Raw genomic sequence first — 15,979 nt, 5'->3', positions numbered from 1 at the left:
TCCGGCCCGTCTGCCGCTTGCTTAGGACATAGGATGATGCTGCAATTATGGTCAAGCCTGCGGCCGGAAATCGGCCTGTTGCGCTGTGAAGCGGGGGAAATCGAGGGGTTGGCCGCCCTTGCGCCTTGCATAAACGCCCCTATCATGCAATGGCGACCCGATCAGAGCCCTGTCGCGACGGAAGGGCGGCCATCGGAGGCGGAAGCATGAGCCAGTCTGGAAAAAACGGTCTGACCTATAGCGACGCGGGCGTCGATATCGATGCCGGCAATCTGCTGGTCGAAAAGATCAAACCCGCCGTGCGCTCGACGCGCCGTCCCGGCGCCGACGGCGAAATCGGCGGCTTTGGAGGTCTCTTCGATCTCAAGGCCGCAGGCTTCACCGATCCGGTGCTGGTCGCCGCCAATGACGGCGTCGGCACCAAGCTGAAGATCGCCATCGATGCGAACTATCATGACACCGTCGGCATCGACCTCGTCGCCATGTGCGTGAACGATCTCGTCGTCCAGGGTGCGGAGCCGCTGTTCTTCCTCGATTACTTCGCCACCGGCAAGCTCGATCCCGATCAGGGCGCGGCGATTGTCGGCGGCATCGCGGCCGGCTGCCGCGAGGCGGGCTGCGCACTGATCGGCGGCGAGACGGCTGAGATGCCGGGCATGTATTCCGACGGTGATTACGATCTGGCGGGCTTCGCCGTCGGCGCGGCCGAGCGCGGCCAGTTGCTGCCATCGGGCGACATCGCCGAAGGCGACATCATTCTCGGCCTCGCCTCCTCGGGCGTGCATTCCAACGGCTTCTCGCTGGTGCGCAAGATCGTCGAGATTTCCGGCCTCGGCTGGGACGCGCCCGCGCCTTTCGCAGAAGGCAAGGCGCTTGGCGAAGCGCTGCTGACGCCGACGCGCATCTATGTGAAGCCCCTGCTGAAAGCCATCCGCGAGACACATGCGCTCAAGGCGCTCGCCCATATCACCGGTGGCGGCTTTCCCGAAAATATCCCGCGCGTGCTGCCGAAGCATCTGGCCGCCGAAATCGATCTTGCCGCCGTCAAGGTGCCGCCGGTCTTCTCCTGGCTCGCCAAGACGGGCGGCGTCGAGGCCAAGGAAATGCTGCGCACCTTCAACTGCGGCATCGGCATGATCGTGGTCGTGGCGGCAGACAATGTTGCAGCCGTGAAGGCAGCGCTCGAAGCCGAAGGCGAGGCTGTGGTAACGCTCGGCCGCATGATTGCTCGCACCGAAGGCGCTGGAGGCACGGTCTACAAGGGTACGCTCGCTCTATGAACACGCCGCGCAAACGCGTCGTCGTCTTCATTTCCGGCGGCGGCTCCAACATGATGGCCCTTTTGAAGGCGACGGCGGCCCCCGACTATCCGGCCGAGATCGTCGCCGTCATCGCCGACAAGGCGGATGCCGGCGGACTGGCAAAAGCTGCTGCCGAGGGCATCGCCACCTTCGCCTTCGTCCGCAAGGATTTTACCAGCAAGGACGCCCACGAAGAGGCGATCCTTTCGCAGCTGGAAGCCTTGTCGCCCGACATCATCTGCCTTGCGGGCTACATGCGGCTGCTTTCCGGCCGCTTCATCCAGCGCTATGAAGGTCGGATCATCAATATCCACCCTTCCCTGCTGCCGCTCTTTCCCGGTCTGCACACGCATCAACGCGCCATCGACGCCGGCATGCGCGTTGCCGGCTGCACAGTCCATTTCGTCACCGAAGGCATGGACGAAGGCCCGGTGATCGGCCAGGCGGCCGTGCCGGTGTTGACCGGCGATACGGCGGACGCATTGGCTGCCCGTGTGCTGACGGTCGAACATCAGCTCTATCCGCAATCCCTGCGGCTGCTCGCGGAAGGCAAAGTCGGGATGGAAGACGGCAAGGCCATCAGCCTTGCCAGAACAGCTGCCGCCCATGGACGGCAGGTCGTGTCACTGCTTGGGGACATGGCTTAAATAGAGAGTTATGGAGCCGAACGGCGCCCTAATTCGCCCCTTCGATTTTCTCTTCAAGCCGCAATCGCCATCAGCGGATGCATCGTGCCGTCGCTATAGACGATGCGGCCGCCGCGGAAGGTCGCGCGAATGCGATGAACCGAGCCGGGTTCGACGGCAACCAGATCGGCAAGCTGGCCGACGGCGATCTCGCCGCGATCATTGAGGCCGGCCGAACGGGCAGCATTGGCGCTTGCCATGGCAACCGCCGCCGGCAGGCCACCGCCAACAACCTCCGCAATCTTGAAGATCGCCGGCACGAAAGCGGCCGGATGATAATCGGCGGCGATGATGCCGAGCAAGCCGGCGCGGGCAGCGTCCAGGGCGCTGAGATTGCCGGACATGGACTGACCGCGCAGCGCGTTCGGCGCACCCATCAGCGTCCAGAGGCCGCGGCGGCAGGCCTCTTCAGCGGCCGGTCCCGTTACTGGAAACTCGCTGATGGTCACGCCGAGATCGTGCATCGCCGCCACTTTCTCGGCGCTGTCGTCATCATGCGAGGCGAGCGACAGCTTGTGCTTCAGCGAAAGCTCGACCACATCGTGCAGCTTGCGTTCGATTTCCGGATCCTGGCGCTGGGCGATGCGCTTCGCCACGACTTCCTCGGCAGCCTCGCGCGACATGGCGCGACGCTCGGACATGCTGCGGATGTAGCTCTCGATATCGTTGTACTGCCCCTGCCCAGGCGTGTGGTCGGTCAGGGAGACCATGTCGATGTCGCCGTCCTTCAAAAGCCGCTCCAGGGTCAGCGCCGCGCCCAGATTGGTAATTTCATAGCGGGCATGAACGCGGTGATCGATCAGGAGGTCATTGCGCAAGCTGTTGATGCCGCGGATCACAGCCGAGGTGGTTTCGAGCGAACGGACGTGACCGTAGACGCTTTCGGTCGCAAAGGAGAGCGCGGCAAAGGCCGTGGTGACGCCAGCGGCGGCCAGCTTCTTGTCCAGCTCGTGAATGCCGAAATCGATCGGCATCATGGCGTTCGGCCGCGGCGCGATCTCGCGCTCAATCATATCGCAATGCAGATCGACGAACCCGGGCATCAGCAGGCGTCCGCCGCCATCGAAGGTCGCCTGCTCCACCGGCTCGGAGCGGATTTCGGCAATCACGCCATCCTCGATGCGCACGGCACCCTGGTCGACGACTTCATTGGGAAGAACGAGCGTGAAATTGCTGAGCCACATCGGCTTTCTCCTGAAACAGTGTCTATCATCTGAAAGGCACGGACACGTCCGGACGTCTTCGGCCAGCACGCCCCGGTAGTCTCGATTCGTGACACGGTGATGAAGGCGGCAGCATAGTTTTGGGCCTAGCTCCCTGACTTCGATGGACCTACTGCAGGCTCGCCCTGTTCAGGGTCGCCCATTGCAGCAGAATGACCGTCTTGGCATCGTGGATATCGCCCGCCTCGATCATTGCCATCGCATCGGACAATCGAATTTCCAACACCTCGATATCCTCATGCTCCTCGGCAAGCCCACCGCCATCGGCGACCCGATCGGACGTATCGATCACGGCGGCAAAAAAATGGATGATCTCGGTCACGGCACCCGGCGAGGTCATCGCCTTGAAGAGAAATCGGACATCGCGCACGCGAAAGCCGGTCTCCTCCATGGCCTCGCGCCGGATCGCTGCCTCCGGCTCGTCGCCATCGAGCAGGCCGGCGGGCACTTCGATCATCCATGCCGGCAGGCCGGCAAGCTGCGACGGCAGACGGTATTGCCGGACGAGCACGACCGTCTCACGGGCGGGATCGTAGAGCAGGATGCAGGCGGCCGGCGTGCGGTGATAGATCTCGCGCTTCAGGCGATGCTTCTCGCCGCGCGAATCCGTGTAGTCGACATCATAGCTGCTGAGCCGGGTCCATTGATCCGCCAACGTCTTCTCGTTGACGATTTCGGCTTTCGCCTTTCCGAATTCGCTCATGCCATATCCTTGCGCAGCCATACCTTGTTATCGTGAACGGCCGCACCGCCGTAGGGCGCGACCGGATCGGCGCCGGTGAGGACGTTGATGCCCTCGCCATCGACATGGGCCTTATTCGGCCAGAGACCCTCGGCGATCAGCACACCCGGCTTCACCTCTGTCGTCACGCGCGCATGGAGGCGGATGTCGCCTCTCGCATTGCCGATGCGGACCAGATCGCCATGGATGACATCGAGTGCTGCGGCATCGGCCGGATTGATCATCACCTCGGGGCGGCCTTCCTTCTGCCGCGACGTCCTGGTTTCCGCGAAGCTCGAATTCAGAAAGTTGCGCGACGGCGAGGTGGCGAGCCTGAACGGATGATCCGGATCGGCCACTTCGATGACATCGACCTGATCCGGGAATTCCGGCAACTCCACATGAGGACCGAGCAATCCGACTGACGCAGGCGGGCGGTTTGGGGCCGGCTGGTTGACCCAGTCCGGGCGGAACCGGAACTTGCCGTCGGGATGGCCAAAGCCGTTCAGAAAATGCGCGTCCTTGAAAGCCGGCTGACGATCGAACCATTTATGCTCGAGGAAATAATCGTAATCCGGCAGGTCGCTCATCGACAGAACCCGGTCGATCATTTCGCGGGCGGAAAAGCCGAAGCCGGGGCGATCTGCGACCCCAAGACGCTTGGCCAACTCCTCGATGACGAAGAGATTGCTGCGCACGGTCGGCGGCGGCTCGACCAGCTTCGGGCCAAGAAGAATATGGTTCTGGCCGCCGGCGCGGTAGATGTCGTCATGCTCGACGAACATGGTGGCGGGAATGACGATATCGGCCATCTCGGCCGTGTCGGTCATGAACTGCTCGTGCACGGCAACGAAGAGATCGGAACGGGCAAAGCCGCGCTTCACCAGCCTTTGCTCGGGCGCGATGTTCACCGGATTGGTATTCTGGATCAGCATGGCCGTCACCGGCCCGCGATGGCGAAGCGCCACGGCATCGCCTGTCAGCGCCCGGCCGATCTGCGACTGGTCGATCATGCGGATATCCAGATCCTTCATGGACCGGCCGGTCAGCTCGCTCGCGTCCATGCGGAAGATATCGCTGTTCGAATGAAAGGCGCCGCCGCCCTCATATTGCCAGGAACCGAGAACGGTGGCGATCGAGGCGGCCGCATGCATGGCGATGGCGCCGTTGCGCTGGCGCGTGAAACCGTAACCGAGACGGAAATAGGTTTTCTTCGTCGTCCCCACCAGCTTTGCGAAGGCCTCGATCTCATCCACCGAAAGGCCGGTAATGCCAGCTGCCCAGGCCGGGGTCTTCGACTTCAGATGTTCTTCGAGGCCTGCCGGATCATCGGCATATCTGGCCATGTAGGCGCGGTCGGCATAGCCATCGCGGAAGGCGATGTGCATGACGGCGCAGGCGAGCGCCGCATCCGTGCCGGGTTTGACGATCAGCGCCAGATCGGCCTGCTTCATCGTCGGATTGTCATAGATATCGACGACGACGATCTTGGCGCCGCGCTCCTTGCGGGATTTGACCGCGTGGGTCATCACATTGACCTGCGTCGCGACCGCATTCGTGCCCCAGATGACGACGCAGTCGGTGCGGCCCATCTCCCGCGGATCGGGGCCGCGCAGCACGCCCGTCGCCATGGTGAAACCGGTCCAGGCCGGATTGGTGCAGATCGAGGAAAAGAAGCCGGAATAGCGTTTCGCATGGCGAAGGCGATCGATGGAATCGCGTTGGACCCAGCCCATGGTGCCGGCATAAAAATAAGGCCAGATCGCCTCGCTGCCGTCCTTGGCTTCGGCCTTGACGAAAGCCTCGGCGATCTCGTCCAGCGCATCGTCCCAGGAAATCTCCTGCCAACGCCCCTCGCCCTTGGCGCCGGCGCGGCGCAGCGGCTTCATCAGACGATCGGGATGATAGAGGCGCTCGGCATAGCGGGCGACCTTGGCGCAGATGACGCCGGCCGTGTAGGAATGATCATTGGCGCCGCGGACGCGGCCGATCCGGCCGTCGTCCGTCAGATCGATCTCCAGCGCGCAGGTTGACGGACAGTCATGCGGACAGGCCGTGTGACCAATGCGGGATTTGGCTTGAATAGGGGTCGCAATGTTCATGATGTTTCTATATTTCAAGCGATGACCGGCCACTAGGGATAATCCGGCCCATCGCAACAATTCATGCGGACTTCACCGACAATGAACTATCGGCATATCTATCACGCGGGCAACTTCGCCGATGTGCTCAAGCACGCGGTGCTCGCCCGCCTCGTCCGCTACATGCAGAACAAGGACAAAGCGTTCCGTGTTCTGGACACCCATGCCGGCATCGGGCTCTACGATCTCTCCTTGGAGGAAGCGCAGAAGACCGGGGAATGGCAAGATGGTATCGGCCGGCTGCTCGAAGCGGAACTCGTGCCCCAGGTCGCGGATCTGCTGGAGCCCTATCTGACCGCCGTTCGCGAGCTCAATCCCGAAGGCGGCCTGCAATTCTATCCCGGTTCGCCGAAGCTCGCCCGCATGCTGTTCCGTCCGCAGGACCGGCTATCAGCCATGGAGCTGCACCCCGAGGACTTCCAGCGGCTGCACCGGCTGTTCGAAGGCGACCACCATGCGCGCATCACCGAGCTTGACGGCTGGCTGGCGCTCGGCGCGCATCTGCCGCCGAAGGAGAAGCGCGGCATCGTGCTGGTCGACCCGCCCTTCGAGGAGGACGGCGAATATGAGCGGCTGGTCAGCGGCCTGGCGAGAGCCTGGCACCGCTTTCCGGGCGGCACCTATTGCCTCTGGTATCCGATCAAGAAGGACGCGCCGATCAAGCAGTTTCACGAAGCACTGCAGGCATTGGAGGTGCCGAAGATGCTCTGCGCGGAGTTGACGGTCAAAAGCGACCGCGGCTTCGCCGGGCTTACCGGCTCCGGCCTCATCATCGTCAATCCGCCCTTCACGTTGAAGGACGAGTTGCATGCGCTGTTGCCGGCGCTGAAGGATCTGCTGGCGCAGGACCGTTTCGCCTCGCAACGCGCCTTCTGGCTGCGCGGCGAACATTGAATTTCCTCCCGCCCATCCCACAGGTGATCCCATGAGACTTCTCTGCTCGTCCACCTCCCCCTTTTCCAGCAAGGTGCGCATGGCGGCCCGCCATCTCGGCATCGAGCTCGAGGAGATCCGTGTCGATACCAATGCCGGGCCGGCGCTGCTCGTCGACAACAATCCGCTGGGCAAGATCCCGACCTTGCTGACCGACGATGGCGAAGCGATTTTCGACAGCCGCGCCATCATGCATTACTTCGACCGGCAGGAGGGTGGCCTTTATCCTTCCAAGAAGGGTAAGCGCACCGAAGCCGAAGTTCTGGAAGCGCTGTGCGACGGTACCATGGAGTGCCTTCTGTCGATCGTTTACGAGCGGCGCCTCCGCGAACCCGAAAAGCAGCACCAGCCTTGGATCGATCGGCAGTGGACGAAGGCAAGCCGCGCGCTCGCCCACCTGGATGCAGAGCCACCGAAGATCGGCAAGAAGCTGCATGCGGGACATTTCGCGCTTGCCGCGCTGATCGGCTACCTGCAACTCCGCTTTGAAGGACAATGGGAGGCGGACCATGCGGAGCTTATCAACTGGGCGAGCAAGTTCGAAAAGCATTTCCCCGACTATCCGGCGATGAAGCCGCAGGCCTGACGCTGTCTCGCTTAGCTCCGGTATACATCGCCGTTCCTCACGAAATCGACAAAGGCGCGCAAGGCCGTCGGTAATTGCCGACGGCTCGGATAATAGAGAAAGAAGCCGGGATAGTAAGGGCACCAGTCCTCCAGCACGCGGATCAACCGGCCATCCTACCTTTCTCCTGCAAGCGAATTCCACGCTGCCAACCGACAAAGGAGAAAGTCATGGGTGCTTGGTTCATCATAGGTGCACCGCGCGGCTTCGGCGCTCTCATCACCCAGGAAGCCCTCACCCGCATAAATATTCAGAAGCATGAAATAGAAAAAGCCGAGGCAAGAGCCCCGGCTTTTTCTTCATTCCATACCGTCAAGTGATTAGAACTTCACGCCGATACCGACCTTGACGCTCTGCTCGTCGAAGCCGCGCGAGAAGCTGCCGGAGTCGAGGTTGAAGGTCTTCTTGCCGTAGTCGGTGTAACGGTACTCAAGGCGAGCCGTGATGTTGCTGGTGATGAAGGTTTCAGCACCTGCACCGACCGTGTAACCAACAGCCGTCTTGCTTTCAGACGAGGTATCGTCCGAGAGCTTGTTCTGGCCGAGCGCCAGACCAGCCGTGCCATACAGCATGAACGGGTTGAAATCGTAACCGAGACGGCCGCGAACCGAGCCATTGACGCCGTTCTTGGCAGTCAGGCCATTGCGGGACGTCTCCGAGTCGGCGTAACCGAGGTCACCTTCGACACCGTATACGATCTGTCCCTGCTGCCAGTTGTAGCCGGTGAAGGCACCACCGCCGAAGGCGTAGGTGTTGCCGGTGCGGTTGAAGTGACCCTTGTTCCAGTCGCCTTCGCCACCGATGTAGAAGCCGGACCAATTGTTGACGACCGGAGCTGCTTCCTGGGCGACGGGCGGCTGCGGAACCTGCTCAACAGCGTCGGCAGCCTGAGCTGCGGTGTAGCCGCCGAGAGCGAAAGCGGAGACCATGAGGGTCGTTACGAGAGTACGCATACTTTTCTCCTTTCAGTCCCGTGTGCTTCGTCTACAATCTTTGACTTCGAAGCGTCACGAGCAATTAAAATAAATCCCTCCCGGATCGAGATTGAAATTGGAGTGCAAATGAGGAATTGGAAGAGCCAAAATATGATATCATTGTGGCACAGACATGGCTGAATTTCGATGTTGCTTCAGCGCAACAGAGGAATTGTTAACCATAACCAATGGTTAAAGCATGTATACTTATTTTAATCTAAATATATCTCAAGATCTACATAAGAGATGTCAAGAGCGTCATTCGCTCAAGCACCTTTTCATATGGTGTATCGACGCCCTATATGAGCTTCGATTGGGTAACGACGAGAAGAAGGCGGTATCTTGAGCCAGGAAGAACTTCGCACGGCATTGATAACGGGCGCATCAAAAAGAATAGGCAGGGCAATAGCCGAGGATCTGTCGGCCAATGGCTTCGCGGTGGCGCTGCATGCCAACCAATCCTTCGCCGAGGCGGCGGAAATCGTGGCGAAATTGCAGCAAATGGGCAGGAAGGCGATTGCGATCAAGGCCGACCTGCAAGATTTGGGCGAAACGTCAACCCTCGTCGAGAAAGCCGCGGCCGCCCTAGGTCCGCTTGATTTGCTGGTCAACAATGCCTCGGCTTTCCTCGACGATTCCGCCCAGCGTTTCGATGCTGAAGCCTTCGAGGCGCATTTTGCCGTGCATGTCCGCGCGCCCTCAATGTTATCAGCCGATTTCGTCCGGCAGCTTCCCGAGCCCAATCCGGGATTGATCGTCAACATGATCGACCAGAGGGTCTGGGCGCTCAACCCACGCTTCTATTCCTACACGCTGTCGAAGGCGGCCCTTTGGACGGCGACCCAGACGATGGCGCAGAGCTTTGCCCCTCGCGTCCGCGTCAACGCGATTGGCCCGGGGCCGACGGTGCGCAGCGCGCGACAGTCGGAAGAGGACTTTCAGGCCCAGATCGACGGCCTCATATTGAAGGCCGCGCCGGGGCTCGGAGAATTCGGCCGCACCATCCGCTTTCTTTTTGACACGCCCTCGATCACGGGCCAAATGATAGCGCTCGACGGCGGCCAGCATCTTGCCTGGGAAACGCCTGATGTGGCGGAGAGTGCGGAATGAATGGAAGAAAGCTGCCCGATGGCGGCATTCTCTACGACGAATCAGAGGATATAGAAGACGACATCGAGGTAGAGGGCGATGCCGCCGCCTCCCCTGTCGTGCCCGTCGACTGGAACGAAGGCGGCAAGAACGAGACCGGCTTGCGCGGCGCGGAACTGATCGCTGAATTCGTCAAGCGCCTACCGAACAATCCCGGCGTCTACCGCATGTTCAACGAAGCCGGCGACGTGCTCTATGTCGGCAAGGCACGCAGCCTGAAGAAGCGTGTCGCCAACTATGCCATGGGCCGGGTGCATTCCAACCGCATCGCCCGCATGGTGCGCGAAACCGCCAATATGGAGTTCGTCACCACCCGCACAGAAACCGAAGCGCTGCTGCTGGAAGCGAATCTGATCAAGCGCTTGCGGCCGCGCTTCAACGTCTTGCTGCGCGACGACAAGTCCTTTCCCTATATTCTGATCACCGGCGACCATCGCGCACCAGCCATTTTCAAGCATCGCGGCGCCCGCGCCCGCAAGGGCGACTATTTCGGCCCGTTCGCCTCGGCCGGTGCCGTCGGCCGCACCATCAATTCGCTACAGCGCGCATTCCTCATCCGCACCTGTGCCGACAGCGTTTTCGAGACGCGCACCCGGCCCTGTCTGCTCTACCAGATCAAGCGCTGTTCCGGGCCCTGCACGCATGAGATCAGCGATTCGGGCTATGCAGAATTGGTGCAGGAGGCGAAGGATTTCCTTTCCGGCAAGAGCCAGAACGTCAAGGCCCATATGGCCGAGGAGATGAACGCCGCCGCCGAGGATCTCGATTTCGAGCGCGCCGCCGTCTTTCGCGACCGGCTGGCGGCGCTGTCGCACGTACAGAGCCATCAGGGCATCAATCCGGCCGGCGTCGAGGAAGCCGATATCTTCGCCATCCATCACGAGGGCGGCATCTCCTGTATTCAGGTCTTTTTCTTCCGCACCGGCCAGAACTGGGGCAATCGCGCCTATTTTCCCAAGGCCGACCCATCACTGTCGGGCGCCGAAGTGCTGAACGCCTTCCTGGCGCAGTTCTACGACGACAAACCGGTGCCCAGGCAGATTCTTCTTTCGGAGACGGTCGAGGAAATCGAGCTGCTGGCGGCAGCGCTCAGTGAGAAGACCGGCCACAAGGTCTCGATCCTCGTGCCGCAGCGCGGCGAAAAACGCGATCTGGTCGATCATGTCGTTGCCAATGCCCGGGAAGCGCATGGTCGCAAGCTTGCGGAGACGGCTTCGCAATCGCGGCTGCTCGAAGGCTTCAAGGAGACCTTCAAGCTTCCTTACGTGCCGCAGCGCATCGAGATCTACGACAACTCCCACATCATGGGCACGAATGCGGTCGGCGGCATGGTTGTGGCCGGGCCGGAAGGTTTCGTCAAAGGCCAGTACCGAAAGTTCAACATCAAATCGACCGACATCACGCCCGGCGACGACTTCGGCATGATGCGCGAAGTGATGACAAGGCGCTTCTCCCGCCTGCTGAAGGAAGAGGGCAAGCCCGACCGCAGCGCTGCGACGGAGGCTCCCGCCGCCGATGCAGCCGACCAGCCCTTCCCCGCCTGGCCTGATATCATCCTCATCGATGGCGGCCAGGGGCAGATGACAGCGGTGCGGGCCATTCTCGAGGAGTTGGGAATCACCGACAGCGTCATCGCCATCGGCGTCGCCAAGGGTGTCGACCGCGACGCCGGACGCGAGCGCTTTTTCGCCCCTTCCCGCGAGAGCTTCACCCTGCCGCCGCGCGATCCCGTGCTCTACTTCATCCAACGCCTGCGCGACGAAGCCCACCGTTTCGCCATCGGCTCGCATCGCGCCCGGCGCAAGAAGGAGATGATCAAGAATCCGCTGGATGAAATCGGCGGTATCGGCCCGTCGCGCAAGCGGGCATTGCTGCAGCATTTCGGCACCGCCAAGGCCGTATCGCGCGCCGCCCTGTCCGACCTGATGGCTGTGGAAGGCATATCGGAAGCCGTAGCACGGCAGGTCTACAACCATTTTCATGAAGACACCGCGAAATAAAAAGCCGGTCGCAAATTCCACGCAATGACGGTGAAAGAACAGAAAGAATGTTGACGATAGGGTAATCAAACCATCATCTAGGCGTGATCCCAAAAAGTGCGGAGCGGTTTTTGGATAAGATCATGCTCAATCAAATGGCTGGAGCGAGATGAGACTTTGACAAAGGCTCACCGAGATCTGCCGACACAACCGAAACGAAACGATTTCCATGGCTTCGCGCGCTTACAGCATTCCCAATCTGCTTACCTACGGCCGCATCCTCTGCGTACCCCTGATCGTCCTGTGCTTCTTCGTCGAGGGCAAGCTGGAAGGTTCCGATTTCGCGCGGTGGGTCGCGCTCTGGATCTTCGTGATCGCCTCGCTCACCGACTTTCTCGACGGCTATCTCGCGCGCATCTGGAATCAGACCTCGAATATCGGCCGCATGCTGGATCCGATCGCCGACAAACTGCTGGTCGCCTCGATCCTGCTGCTGGTGGCGGCCGACGGCACGATCGCCGGCTGGTCGCTCTGGGCGGCGATCATCATCCTCTGCCGTGAAATACTGGTATCCGGCCTGCGCGAATATCTTGCCGCCTTGAAAGTGAGCGTTCCCGTGACGCGCATCGCGAAGTGGAAGACGACCGCGCAGCTCGTGGCCATCGCCTTCCTGCTGGCTGGGCCGGCCGGCGACAAGGTGCTACCCTATACGACGGAGATCGGCATCGTCCTGCTGTGGGTCGCGGCGCTGCTGACCATCTACACCGGCTACGATTATTTCCGCGCCGGCCTGAAGCATATCGTGGACGATGAATGATGACGAAGCTCGTCTATTTCGCCTGGGTGCGCGAGCGGATCGGCAAGGCCGAAGAGGAGATCTCTCTTCCCGCCGAGGTGATCACCGTCGGTGATCTCCTTAATCATTTGAAGACCTTGGGGGAAGAATACGAGACAGCGCTTCAGTTTCCGGAAGCGATCCGGGTCGCCATCAACATGGAACATGCCGATCACGACGAGCCGATCGCCGGTGCGCGCGAGATCGGGCTGTTCCCACCGATGACTGGAGGGTGAGCTGATGGCCGTGCAGCCGCTCGTCCGCGTTCAGCAAGAAGATTTCGATCTCCAGGCCGAGATCGACAACCTCACGCAGGGGCGGCTCGATATCGGCGCAGTCGTCACCTTTTCCGGGCTCTGCCGCGACGAAGGCGGCACGCTCGGCGCGCTTGAGCTGGAGCATTATCCCGGCATGGCGGAGGCGGAAATCAGCCGCATCGCCGACCTCGCCATCGAGCGCTTCGGGCTTTTCGGCCTGACTGCCATCCATCGCTACGGCAAGATCGCGCCCGGCGAAAACATCGTCCTCGTCATTGCCGCCGCACCGCACCGGCAGGCAGCGTTCGACGGCGCCAATTTCGTTATGGATTTCCTGAAGACTTCGGCTCCTTTCTGGAAGAAGGAACACGCGAAGGACGGCATCGAAGGTGGCTGGGTATCGGCCAAGGACGCCGACGATACCGCCCGCGCCAAATGGGCCGCGAAGAAATAGGCCTCAGGGAACGACCCGCTCGCGCCGGCTCAATACCAGCAGCAGCACGAGCAGCGAAAAGATGACAAAGTCGCGCCACAGGAACGGGCCGTAGGCGCCCCACATCGTTTCCCCCAGACCGAGCAGCGCCGCACCGCCCGCCGACTTCAGCGGATCGGAATAGCCCCCGACGGCCGCGATCATCAGAACCTTGAGCCCGAACATCAGCCCAGCCCCGAAATCCATCGTTCCGTAATAGGAGGTGGCCAGTAGCCCACAGATGGTCGCAACCAGTGCCGAGGCGACATAGGCCATCAGGAAGACGCGGTTGGCACTTGTGCCGCAAAGCTCGGCAGCCAGCGCGTCGTCGGTCACCGCCCGCCAGATGCGTCCCCAGCCGGTGCATCTAAGGACATAGGCGCCGGCGAGGATCACCAGGATCATCAGCGCCGTGTTGAGGAGTTGGATCTCGGTAAGCGTCACCCGGAAATCGCCGCTATCCCAGAAGACGATAGCGCCATTCAGAAAGGGTGGCAGCCAGATGCCGCGCGTGTTGGAGGCAAGCCGCGCCGTCTCCATCAGGATGATCATCATGCCGAGTGCTGCGACGATGATCGTATTCGGCGACTTGCGCGACAGCGGCAGCATGATCGCGCGGCCGACGAGAAAACTGGTGCCCAGCGTATAGACGGCCGCAACGATGGCGCCGAAGACGAAGGCAGCCGGCAGGATCAGATACATCCTGGCGTAGCCGACGTCGGTGAACAGCACCAGCATCTGGCCGGCGAAGGCGAAGAGCGCTCCATAGGTGATATCGGCCCGCTTCATGACCCCGAAGGCGATGGCATAGCCGAAGGCAAGCGCGGCATAGAGCGCGGCGAGCGGAACGGCATTTGCCAATTGCTGCAGAAGATAGGCCATGACCCCTCCGAGGACATGCAAATAGTAACTGGCAAAATCAATTTTACCAGTTATAATTTTCAGCATGAGCTTTTCCTGGACCCCACATCGCTTTTCCGGTGGCGCCTTGGCGCTTGATGTCGCCAACAGCGTGATCCTGCGTCATGACGACGAACGGCGGATCGACCGCTTCGAGGGATCGGGGCAGATGGAAAGCTTTCCGAAAGCGGCCGCGAATTTCTGTGCCGAGCGGGCGCTGTTCGGCGATATCCTGCCGGTGCGGCAGGAAAACAAGGCCGATTTCATCGGATTGCGCGAGGCGATCGACCGCTACTTTCGTGCGCGCGTCCTCGGCGGCGGAGCCGATGCGCTGCTCGCCGACCTGCTGGCGGCGCTGGCGCAGGTCTTGCGGCGAGCCTCCTCCGATGGACTGGAGGCAGCGACGGTGCACTCCACGCTGCGCCTGATCGCCATGCCCGACCCGGAGCGGATGAAGATCTGCCGCAACTGCGGCTGGCTGTTCATCGATCGCAGCAAGAACAAAAGCCGCGCCTGGTGCGACATGGCGGTCTGCGGCAACCGCGCCAAGGCAAGCCGGCACTACCGGCGCAAGAAGGAGGAGACTGCGCCATGATTATCCGAACGATCCTGCTGACAGCCACGATCGCAGGGCTGGCGCTTGGAGGCTGCCAGAGAAAAGACGATGAGGGTCCGACCCAGCTCAGCGGCCGCCTCTTCATATTCAACTATCGCGTGGCGACCGCCAGCTACATGATCACGCTGAAAAAGATCGCCCCGATCCCCGAGGGAACGACGGCCGTCGCGGAATTCGAAAATCCCGCCGGGGGCGACCCCCTTGTGGTTCGGCAGAAGATCTATACCTTCTGGGACAAGATCACGCTCGAAAGCCCGGACCTGCGCTGCGTGCGCAAGGATCGTGCCTATTCCGTCTCGATCAAGCTGGTGGATGCAAGCGACAAGACGATCCAGACGATCAAGACCGAGGTGAAATCCGATCTCGACCAGACCGTGCTGCCGACAAAACCGCTCGTCGTCGGCCCGGTCTACACCGCCAATCCGGATGTCTTCAAGGGCGACGGCAGCATCGACTATGGGCACGATGCCGCCTGCCCGGCATGAACGAGTGGCAGGCCCTCTCCCCGCAGGCGGGAAGAGGGGTCTATTGTGTCCGGCATGAAAAAAGCCGGGATGCAAAATCCCGGCTTTCTTGAGTCAATTCAAATCGTTCAGCGCAAGCGCTGAAAGTCCGATTCAGCCGACGATTTCAGTTTCGGAGAACCAGTAAGCGATTTCGACAGCAGCCGTTTCCGGAGCGTCGGAGCCGTGAACGGAATTTTCGCCGATCGACAAAGCGTGGATCTTGCGGATCGTGCCTTCAGCGGCGTTGGCCGGGTTGGTTGCGCCCATGATTTCGCGGTTCTTCAGGATGGCGCCTTCGCCTTCCAGAACCTGAACGACGGTCGGGCCGGAGGTCATGCCTTCGACGAGTTCGCCGAAGAAGGGGCGTTCCTTGTGGACAGCGTAGAAGCCTTCGGCTTCGCGCTTGCTCATCCAGACGCGCTTGGAGGCGATGACGCGCAGGCCATTGTCTTCAAAAATCTTGGTGATGGCGCCGGTCAGATTGCGCTTCGTTGCATCCGGCTTGATCATCGAGAAAGTACGTTCAATCGCCATGGGTCCGTTCCTTGTAATCAGAGAAAAGTGGGCGGTCTTTACCCGCCCCACAGCCCGAAAACAAGGGGGACAGCCCAATTTCACGCCGCTGTCACAGTACGGACGATCGATTCGCAAGCGACTAAGC

Annotated in this window: 18 protein-coding genes; 12 read left to right on the top strand and 6 right to left on the bottom strand. The window is 61.2% G+C overall.

The genetic code is table 11. The features are described 5' to 3' along the window. Window positions 1-206 precede the first annotated feature (206 nt). Both purM and purN read left to right on the top strand, forming a co-directional pair. Window positions 207-1,280, top strand: a complete 1,074-nt coding sequence (gene purM / locus FHT29_RS20850) for a phosphoribosylformylglycinamidine cyclo-ligase (protein WP_168600097.1) — start codon at window positions 207-209, stop codon at window positions 1,278-1,280. Continuing rightward, window positions 1,277-1,948 carry a phosphoribosylglycinamide formyltransferase gene (purN, locus tag FHT29_RS20845; RefSeq protein WP_047552924.1) on the top strand — a complete coding sequence of 224 codons (672 nt, stop codon included), beginning with the start codon at window positions 1,277-1,279 and terminating at the stop codon, window positions 1,946-1,948. Before purM ends, purN begins: the two co-directional genes overlap by 4 nt. 53 nt (window positions 1,949-2,001) lie before the next feature. On the opposite strand, the gene FHT29_RS20840 is transcribed toward purN, so the two are convergent. The 3 genes from FHT29_RS20840 to FHT29_RS20830 all read right to left on the bottom strand — a co-directional run bounded on the left by FHT29_RS20840 (window position 2,002) and on the right by FHT29_RS20830 (window position 6,033). Continuing rightward, a complete protein-coding gene (locus FHT29_RS20840; protein ID WP_168600096.1) occupies window positions 2,002-3,171 on the bottom strand; it encodes an alpha-D-ribose 1-methylphosphonate 5-triphosphate diphosphatase in 1,170 nt (389 codons plus the stop codon). A gap of 148 nt (window positions 3,172-3,319) precedes the next feature. Continuing rightward, window positions 3,320-3,913: an NUDIX domain-containing protein gene (locus FHT29_RS20835; protein ID WP_092572796.1), complete on the bottom strand. Its 594-nt coding sequence runs from the start codon at window positions 3,911-3,913 to the stop codon at window positions 3,320-3,322. After that, window positions 3,910-6,033, bottom strand: a complete 2,124-nt coding sequence (locus tag FHT29_RS20830) for a molybdopterin oxidoreductase family protein (RefSeq protein WP_246703065.1) — start codon at window positions 6,031-6,033, stop codon at window positions 3,910-3,912. Before FHT29_RS20830 ends, FHT29_RS20835 begins: the two co-directional genes overlap by 4 nt. 81 nt (window positions 6,034-6,114) lie before the next feature. On the opposite strand from FHT29_RS20830, the gene FHT29_RS20825 reads away from it, so the two are divergent. From FHT29_RS20825 to FHT29_RS20815, 3 genes are all read left to right on the top strand, one after another. Next, on the top strand, window positions 6,115-6,966 hold the full coding sequence (locus FHT29_RS20825) for a 23S rRNA (adenine(2030)-N(6))-methyltransferase RlmJ (protein ID WP_047552911.1): 852 nt from the start codon (window positions 6,115-6,117) through the stop codon (window positions 6,964-6,966). Window positions 6,967-6,997: 31 nt separating this feature from the next. Beyond that, window positions 6,998-7,591: a glutathione S-transferase gene (locus FHT29_RS20820; protein WP_047552908.1), complete on the top strand. Its 594-nt coding sequence runs from the start codon at window positions 6,998-7,000 to the stop codon at window positions 7,589-7,591. Between the two features lie 209 nt (window positions 7,592-7,800). Further along, a complete protein-coding gene (locus tag FHT29_RS20815) occupies window positions 7,801-7,950 on the top strand; it encodes a hypothetical protein (protein WP_168600095.1) in 150 nt (49 codons plus the stop codon). Here the strand turns inward: FHT29_RS20815 and FHT29_RS20810 are convergent, their stop codons facing one another. Next, complete coding sequence (locus FHT29_RS20810; RefSeq protein WP_047552905.1) at window positions 7,951-8,583, bottom strand: outer membrane protein; 633 nt, start codon at window positions 8,581-8,583, stop codon at window positions 7,951-7,953. A 363-nt stretch (window positions 8,584-8,946) separates the two neighbouring features. Here FHT29_RS20810 and FHT29_RS20805 point away from each other — a divergent pair, with 363 nt between their 5' ends. From FHT29_RS20805 to FHT29_RS20785, 5 genes are all read left to right on the top strand, one after another. Next, window positions 8,947-9,714 (top strand): SDR family oxidoreductase, encoded by a 768-nt coding sequence (locus FHT29_RS20805; protein WP_047552902.1) that lies wholly within the window; start codon window positions 8,947-8,949, stop codon window positions 9,712-9,714. Then, a complete protein-coding gene (uvrC, locus tag FHT29_RS20800) occupies window positions 9,711-11,753 on the top strand; it encodes an excinuclease ABC subunit UvrC (RefSeq protein ID WP_037194028.1) in 2,043 nt (680 codons plus the stop codon). The genes FHT29_RS20805 and uvrC overlap by 4 nt, the downstream gene beginning before the upstream one ends. A gap of 208 nt (window positions 11,754-11,961) precedes the next feature. Further along, entirely contained in the window at window positions 11,962-12,549 is a 588-nt protein-coding gene (gene pgsA / locus FHT29_RS20795) for a CDP-diacylglycerol--glycerol-3-phosphate 3-phosphatidyltransferase (protein WP_037194026.1), read from the top strand. Then, on the top strand, window positions 12,549-12,803 hold the full coding sequence (gene moaD, locus FHT29_RS20790; RefSeq protein WP_034487384.1) for a molybdopterin converting factor subunit 1: 255 nt from the start codon (window positions 12,549-12,551) through the stop codon (window positions 12,801-12,803). Before pgsA ends, moaD begins: the two co-directional genes overlap by 1 nt. A 4-nt stretch (window positions 12,804-12,807) precedes the next feature. Next, the gene (locus FHT29_RS20785; protein WP_168600094.1) at window positions 12,808-13,278 is read left to right on the top strand and encodes a molybdenum cofactor biosynthesis protein MoaE; all 471 of its coding nucleotides are present in this window, start codon (window positions 12,808-12,810) and stop codon (window positions 13,276-13,278) included. 3 nt (window positions 13,279-13,281) lie between these two features. On the opposite strand, the gene FHT29_RS20780 is transcribed toward FHT29_RS20785, so the two are convergent. Beyond that, complete coding sequence (locus tag FHT29_RS20780; RefSeq protein ID WP_037194022.1) at window positions 13,282-14,178, bottom strand: branched-chain amino acid ABC transporter permease; 897 nt, start codon at window positions 14,176-14,178, stop codon at window positions 13,282-13,284. A gap of 64 nt (window positions 14,179-14,242) precedes the next feature. Here FHT29_RS20780 and FHT29_RS20775 point away from each other — a divergent pair, with 64 nt between their 5' ends. Further along, window positions 14,243-14,791 (top strand): CGNR zinc finger domain-containing protein, encoded by a 549-nt coding sequence (locus FHT29_RS20775; protein WP_168600093.1) that lies wholly within the window; start codon window positions 14,243-14,245, stop codon window positions 14,789-14,791. Next, window positions 14,788-15,297, top strand: coding sequence for a hypothetical protein (locus FHT29_RS20770; protein ID WP_168600092.1), 510 nt, complete (start codon window positions 14,788-14,790; stop codon window positions 15,295-15,297). The genes FHT29_RS20775 and FHT29_RS20770 overlap by 4 nt, the downstream gene beginning before the upstream one ends. A gap of 132 nt (window positions 15,298-15,429) precedes the next feature. Here FHT29_RS20770 and ndk read toward each other — a convergent pair whose 3' ends face one another. After that, window positions 15,430-15,852 (bottom strand): nucleoside-diphosphate kinase, encoded by a 423-nt coding sequence (gene ndk, locus FHT29_RS20765; protein WP_034487391.1) that lies wholly within the window; start codon window positions 15,850-15,852, stop codon window positions 15,430-15,432. Between the last annotated feature and the right edge of the window lie 127 nt (window positions 15,853-15,979).

The organism is Rhizobium sp. SG741 (genome assembly GCF_012275435.1).
Taxonomy (GTDB): domain Bacteria; phylum Pseudomonadota; class Alphaproteobacteria; order Rhizobiales; family Rhizobiaceae; genus Rhizobium; species Rhizobium lusitanum.
This window is presented reverse-complemented; position numbering and strand designations above follow the sequence as displayed.